At 32.5% G+C, this 5,894-nt stretch carries 5 protein-coding genes and 3 tRNA genes; 4 read left to right on the top strand and 4 right to left on the bottom strand.

The features are described from left to right. Positions 1 to 88 precede the first annotated feature (88 nt). From QZ824_RS10405 to QZ824_RS10390, 4 genes are all read left to right on the top strand, one after another. A tRNA-Gly gene (locus tag QZ824_RS10405) sits at positions 89 to 161 on the top strand. Between the two features lie 16 nt (positions 162 to 177). Next, a tRNA-Leu gene (locus QZ824_RS10400) sits at positions 178 to 263 on the top strand. 55 nt (positions 264 to 318) lie between these two features. After that, positions 319 to 404, top strand: a tRNA-Leu gene (locus tag QZ824_RS10395). Between the two features lie 414 nt (positions 405 to 818). Beyond that, positions 819 to 1,193, top strand: a complete 375-nt coding sequence (locus tag QZ824_RS10390) for a DUF1508 domain-containing protein (RefSeq protein WP_291275948.1) — start codon at positions 819 to 821, stop codon at positions 1,191 to 1,193. Positions 1,194 to 1,297: 104 nt separating this feature from the next. On the opposite strand, the gene QZ824_RS10385 is transcribed toward QZ824_RS10390, so the two are convergent. The 4 genes from QZ824_RS10385 to QZ824_RS10370 form a co-directional block, all read right to left on the bottom strand. Beyond that, complete coding sequence (locus tag QZ824_RS10385) at positions 1,298 to 1,516, bottom strand: hypothetical protein (RefSeq protein ID WP_291275947.1); 219 nt, start codon at positions 1,514 to 1,516, stop codon at positions 1,298 to 1,300. 139 nt (positions 1,517 to 1,655) lie between these two features. Continuing rightward, positions 1,656 to 3,812, bottom strand: coding sequence for a S46 family peptidase (locus tag QZ824_RS10380; RefSeq protein ID WP_291275946.1), 2,157 nt, complete (start codon positions 3,810 to 3,812; stop codon positions 1,656 to 1,658). A 30-nt stretch (positions 3,813 to 3,842) separates the two neighbouring features. Beyond that, positions 3,843 to 4,637 carry a hypothetical protein gene (locus QZ824_RS10375; protein WP_291275945.1) on the bottom strand — a complete coding sequence of 265 codons (795 nt, stop codon included), beginning with the start codon at positions 4,635 to 4,637 and terminating at the stop codon, positions 3,843 to 3,845. Further along, positions 4,634 to 5,863 (bottom strand): glycosyltransferase N-terminal domain-containing protein, encoded by a 1,230-nt coding sequence (locus tag QZ824_RS10370; RefSeq protein WP_291275949.1) that lies wholly within the window; start codon positions 5,861 to 5,863, stop codon positions 4,634 to 4,636. The genes QZ824_RS10375 and QZ824_RS10370 overlap by 4 nt, the downstream gene beginning before the upstream one ends. Between the last annotated feature and the right edge of the window lie 31 nt (positions 5,864 to 5,894).

Here is a 5,894-nt window from a genome sequence, read left to right as displayed (position 1 = left end):
TATATTTGCACTCGCAAAACGATAAAAACTACGTTCTTTAGTAAGTGCGAAAATAAGAGTTAATTTTCGTATTTATGTTTTGAAAAACGCGAAAATAGCTCAGTTGGTAGAGCGCAACCTTGCCAAGGTTGAGGTCGCGGGTTCGAACCCCGTTTTTCGCTCTGAAATTAAAATTTTGCTCGAGTGGTGGAATTGGTAGACACGCTGGACTTAAAATCCAGTGAGCAGTAATGTTCGTGCGGGTTCAAGTCCCGCCTTGAGTACTAAAGCCCTTCTTAAGGAGGGCTTCAAAATTTTAATAACAACAATATATCATTCGCTCGAGTGGTGGAATTGGTAGACACGCTGGACTTAAAATCCAGTGAGCAGTAATGTTCGTGCGGGTTCAAGTCCCGCCTTGAGTACAAAAAGCTTCAAACTATGTTTGGAGCTTTTTTTGTTTATTTTGCTGTTAGGTCTTTTGGTTAAATATAGAAAAATGTAAGGGTGGAAATGTGGGTGATTTATATTGGTTACATTTTGTAAAAATGATAGTTAATTTAGGTTATCGAATTAGATTTAAATTCACCAAAAACTTGATTTTGTATATTTTGAGTTAATGATTAACAAAATAGAATTGCTGAAAAGTGATGTTTGGATTTAACTATTTTTTGTTTATAGTGTTAGCTTTTGTAAATATAAGTTGATTTGTTGTTCAAAAATTTCTAATTATTCCGCTTCTTTTTGCTTGCAAATTTCATTCTTTTCCTTGTACTTTGACTTCTGTTAGAAGTGTCCAAAGTGGTTGTTTTTAACGGTGCTAAATTTTTATTTTAATCATGGGTACATTTGTTATTAGCCAGCGTTTAAGCGGATTGTATAAATATGAGTTTACTTCTCGTAAAGGGAAAACCATATTTACTAGTAATGATTTTGAGCTCCGTTTTGAGGCAGAAGAAGAGATATTCCGATTAAAAGCAATGATTGGAAGTGTTATTTTTATGCGTTTTCGTTCGTCTAGAGGGAAATTCTATTTTAAAATAATTCTAGATAAAAGTGAAGTAGCGAAAAGCCGACAATATACGACTCAATTACTTATGCAAAAAGGAGTGGATGAGATATTGCGTACTCTGTCAGTTTCTGAAATTCTTGATTTTTCATCCTCTGATGAAATTTTCCCACCTGCTGAAGAGGTTTTTAGTTCCAATGAATAAATAGCTTATTGTATTAATTGTTGAGGAAATTTTACATTTTATTTACGGCAAAAAAAAATCCCGACCTAGTCGGGATTGATTTCTTTTCGAAAAGAAGTATTTAATTATTTTTTTACTTCTTCTTTAGCTGGAGCAGCTTCAGCAGCTTTTGTAGTGTCAGCAGCAGCAGCAGTAGTATCAGCAGCTGGAGCAGCAGTAGTATCAGCAGCAACAGCAGTAGTATCTACAGCAGTTGAGTCAGCAGCTGGAGTTTCCTCAGCTTTTTTGTTACAAGAAACTAATACAGCAGCTACGAATGCTAAGCTTAAAACAACTTTTTTCATCTTACTAAATTATAAAGGTTAATTATTAATTCGGAGCAAAGATATAAATTTTTTCATATGACAACTATTTTTTTTGTCTTTTTTTTAATTTTTTTTCTTTGGATTCCGATTTCACTATTTTTCAATTATCGTGCCAAAACTATTTTTTACCCTTTTTTTCTGTAGGGTATATGATTTTCAATTCATTAATTAGGTTTTGAGCCCCTGCAAATTTATCAATTATGAATAAAATATAACGTGCATCTACCATAATGTTTCGACAAATTTCTGGGCTATAATATACGTCACTCATTGTGCCTTCCCAAACACGGTCAAAATTCAGTCCAATAAGATTTCCGTTAGCATCAAATGCTGGGCTTCCCGAGTTGCCTCCTGTAGTATGATTTGTAGCAATAAAGGCAACAGGCATTTTTCCGTTTTCTCCATATTTTCCATAATCTTTGCTGTTGTATAATTCAATAAGCTTCTGAGGCAAGTCAAATTCATAGTCGCCTGGAATGTATTTTTCCATCACTCCATCTAAATAGGTAACAGGAGTGTAAACTACGGCATCCATAGGTTTGTATCCTTTTACTTTTCCATAAGTAACACGTAAAGTGGAATTAGCATCAGGGAAGATTCGTGCTGATTTTGGACTCAATTCTAAGATGGCTTTCATGTAGGTACGCTGTAAAGCAATGTTTTTTAAGTTTAATTCCTCATATTTTGGAGCCACATTTTTATTGTAGGCCTCAGCTATCGTTTTTACTAAGGCAAAGGCTGGATCTTGATTTAATTTTTCAAGGACTGTTTTAGTTTCTCCACTTAAAAGGTCTTTTAATCCATTAAATGAAGTCAATTTTGAGTTTTTGAAAAGTGTTGAAGTCGTGTTTTCTACATTTAAATTTTTAACAGCTTCAGGTAAAAATTGCTGCGGTGATTTTTTAGTATAAATAGCGATTAATTTTTCAAAAACTTTTTCGTCTACTTGTGCATTGTAGTCTTTATATAACGGCTCAAATCCTTTGATTAAATTATTTTTTCTATCATTAAAAGCTTGTTCTCCTTTTGAATTATATACTTGTTCTAATTGAAATAAACGGTATCCAAATGATAAAATTTCTGAATTACGTAATACTACTTCTGTAAAGTAATCTCTCGCAATGGCATAATCTTTTATAGCGGCGTAGTTTTGCTTGAATTCTGGTAAAAGTTGCCCGTACTCTGCTTCTCTTTTTGCAGCAACAACTTTATCCATAAAGTCTTTTTCAAATTTTTGTTTTGCACCTACAGCATTTGCTTTTTTTAAACCCTTTGCTTCTCCCATCCATTTTTTCCAATAATTTGCTACGGAAGCATATTTAGATGCATATTGAATTTTAATGGCTTGGTCTTTTCGCATAAAACCATCTTGTACTTTTAAAGCCGCATCGCGTACTTCTATACGTGCTGGATTTAAATCATTCATAATTTGCTCTACAGCATAAGATGGTAAGTATTCTGTTGTTCTTCCTGGGTACCCCATAACCATTGTAAAATCACCTTCTTTTATTCCCTTGGCAGAAATAGGGAAGTAGTGTTTTGGGGTGTAAGGAACATTGTCTTTTGAGTATTCTGCTGGGCGGTTGTTTTTGTCTGCATATACTCTAAATAAAGAGAAATCGCCTGTATGTCTTGGCCATACCCAATTGTCTGTGTCAGAGCCAAATTTTCCAATTGAACTTGGAGGTGCTCCTACTAAACGTACATCTTTAAAATTTTCAACTACAAATAATAAATATTGGTTGCCATCATAAAAATTTCGAATCATAGCGTCTTGCCAGCTTTCTCTTGGATATGATTTGGTTATAGCAGCGATGTTTTCCTGAATTTTCTTTTGTTTGTCTGCTTCTGTTGGTAAACCATTTACTCCTTCAAAAACTTGTTTGGTTACGTCATCAATTTTTACTACAAAAGTCACTACAACTCCTGGATTAGGTAGTTCTTCTTCCATTTTATAGGCCCAAAAACCATTGGCTAAATAATCATGTTCAACCGTTGAATGGTTTTGAATGTTGTCATAACCACAATGATGGTTTGTTAAAATCAATCCTTTTGGAGAGATTACTTCTGCAGTACATCCGCCATCAAATTGAGGTACGGCATCTTTCATACTCGATTGGTTTATTGAGTAAATTTGTTCTGCGGTTAACTTTCCACCTAAGGCTTTAATCTCGTTTTCGTTCATTCCTTTTAATAAGGAAGGAATCCACATACCGCCCTGTTGAGCTTGTACTTGAACAATAAATAAAATAAATAGTAATCGTAAAAACTTCATGGTTTTTAATTTTAATTTTTCGTTGTAAAGTTAATCTTTTATCGAGAAATAGGTATACTCTTTTAACGCTTTGTTTTCTGAAACAATAAATCCCAGAAATTCAAGTTCTTTGATGGTGTTTTCAATAGTTGAAAGGTCAATTTCGAAATCATAAAAGGTTTCATTTTCTGTGTTATCGTCAAGAATAAATTGTTCTGGAAAATAACAGTTCAACAAATTAGCTAATTGATTTAATCGGCAGGACGCGTAAACCTTTTGTTCTTTGGGGTTGTATACTTGTCGATATTCTTTTTTAAAAGATTTGAATAGCGTTGCTACGTTGGGAAATAAAGTATATGAATAGAAATATTCTTTTTTCACTTTTTTGTTGAGATGTAAGTGATGTAGAATTTGATCTTCAAAATCGATTTTATTTTTTGGTTCTTCAATATTGCCATTATAGTAGATGAAGAAATATTGGTATTGTAGTTCTTTCGGGACAAAAGTTAGTATAGTATTGTAGTTTAGAAAGCGAAGTACATCTTTGAATGTAACTGAATTTCCTATTACGTAATTGTTTCTTTTTCTCAAATATAGGCTTCCAATTCGATTCTTACTTTTGTCTAATGTGAATATTATTTTTGCGTTAGGATTATTTGAAAACGAATCGTAAAAAGCAATTACACTATCAATAATTCTAACTTTTTCTTTAGTTGAAAATTTGGAAGATCTAATTTTTTGATCGAGTTGTTTTTCTGTTTCCAATTTAATAATGGAATCTGTTTTGAAAGCGTTAGATTGTCCAAGGACAAAAGAGGTAGTAAGTAAAACTAAAAATAGTTTCATAAGATTTGTTTTAAAATTCGTTCAGTAGCACCAAAATTTTGAGCTACATAAGAACGGCAAATCTTACCTTTTTCTTGTGTTAAAAATGTGTTTTTAATTAAACAATCGAAGTTTTCTTCTAACTGTTCAAAGTTTTGAATTGAAATACAGCCAGATAGATGTACTAAATCTGTGGCTTCAGCAAAGTGTGAGTAATTTGGACCAATAATAATTGGGACGCCAAAAGTTGCGGGTTCTAATATGTTATGAACTCCAGGGCTTCCAAATCCACCACCTACATAGGCAATATCTGCATAGGAGTAGATTTTAGTTAAAATTCCAATAGTATCAATAATAAATACTTGAAAATTAGTTAACTCTTTGTTTTCTTTTTCAGAGAATAAAATACTATTCTTAGAAATTTTCTTTTTTAAGTCAGCAATTTGTTCTTGTTTAATGTTATGTGGGGCAATAATAAACTTTACATTATTCGAAGTTTGGTTTATGTATTGAACCAATATTTCTTCATCTTTTGGCCATGAGCTACCGATAACAATTGTAGTCGTATTGTTTTTAAAAGCTTCTATAAAATCTAAGGTATTGTCACGCTCTAGTATGCTCATCACTCGATCAAATCGAGTATCACCAGAAACAAGTACATTATTGAAATCAAGTGTTTGTAATAGCACTTTGGATGTTTCATTTTGTACAAAGAAAAAGGTAAAACTTTCTAACGCTTTTCTGTAAAAACTACCATACCAACGAAAAAAAGATTGATTTTTTCTAAAGATTCCCGAAATTAAATAGGTTTTAATGTTACGTTTTTTTAACTGTAATAAGTAGTTTGGCCAATATTCATATTTGATAAAAAAAACATAGTCTGGATGAACTAAATTTAGAAATTGAGAAGCATTTGAAAGGGTGTCTAAGGGTAAATAGACCGTAGCGTCTGCAATGGTATTATTTTTTCGCACTTCATATCCAGAGGGAGAGAAGAAAGTCAGTACGATTTTGTGAGAGGGGAATTGTGTCTTCATTTTTTCAATAACAGGCAATCCTTGTTCAAATTCACCTAATGAAGCCACATGAAACCAAATAGTAGAGTCTTGAGGCTGAATTTTCTCTTTCAAGTGCCTAAAAACATTTTTTCTTCCCTCAACAAATAGTTTCATCTTTGGGCTAAAAATGGCCAATAATTTTACAATTTGCGATGCTAGAATAACAATTAAATTATATATTTGATGCATAAGAATTATTGAGGTTATAAAAGTACAATTG

Origin of the sequence: Flavobacterium sp. (assembly GCF_021151785.1) — a bacterium.
GTDB lineage: Bacteria > Bacteroidota > Bacteroidia > Flavobacteriales > Flavobacteriaceae > Flavobacterium.
Note: the sequence above shows the minus strand (reverse complement) of the source record. Positions and strands in the feature narration are given on the sequence as shown.

What these genes read in the sequence shown, in the direction of transcription:
- QZ824_RS10390 (WP_291275948.1), top strand. Translation starts at nt 819, where the DNA reads ATGGGTACATTTGTTATTAGCCAGCGTTTAAGCGGATTGTATAAATAT.
- QZ824_RS10375 (WP_291275945.1), bottom strand. Translation starts at nt 4,637, where the DNA reads ATGAAACTATTTTTAGTTTTACTTACTACCTCTTTTGTCCTTGGACAA.
- QZ824_RS10380 (WP_291275946.1), bottom strand. Translation starts at nt 3,812, where the DNA reads ATGAAGTTTTTACGATTACTATTTATTTTATTTATTGTTCAAGTACAA.
- QZ824_RS10370 (WP_291275949.1), bottom strand. Translation starts at nt 5,863, where the DNA reads ATGCATCAAATATATAATTTAATTGTTATTCTAGCATCGCAAATTGTA.
- QZ824_RS10385 (WP_291275947.1), bottom strand. Translation starts at nt 1,516, where the DNA reads ATGAAAAAAGTTGTTTTAAGCTTAGCATTCGTAGCTGCTGTATTAGTT.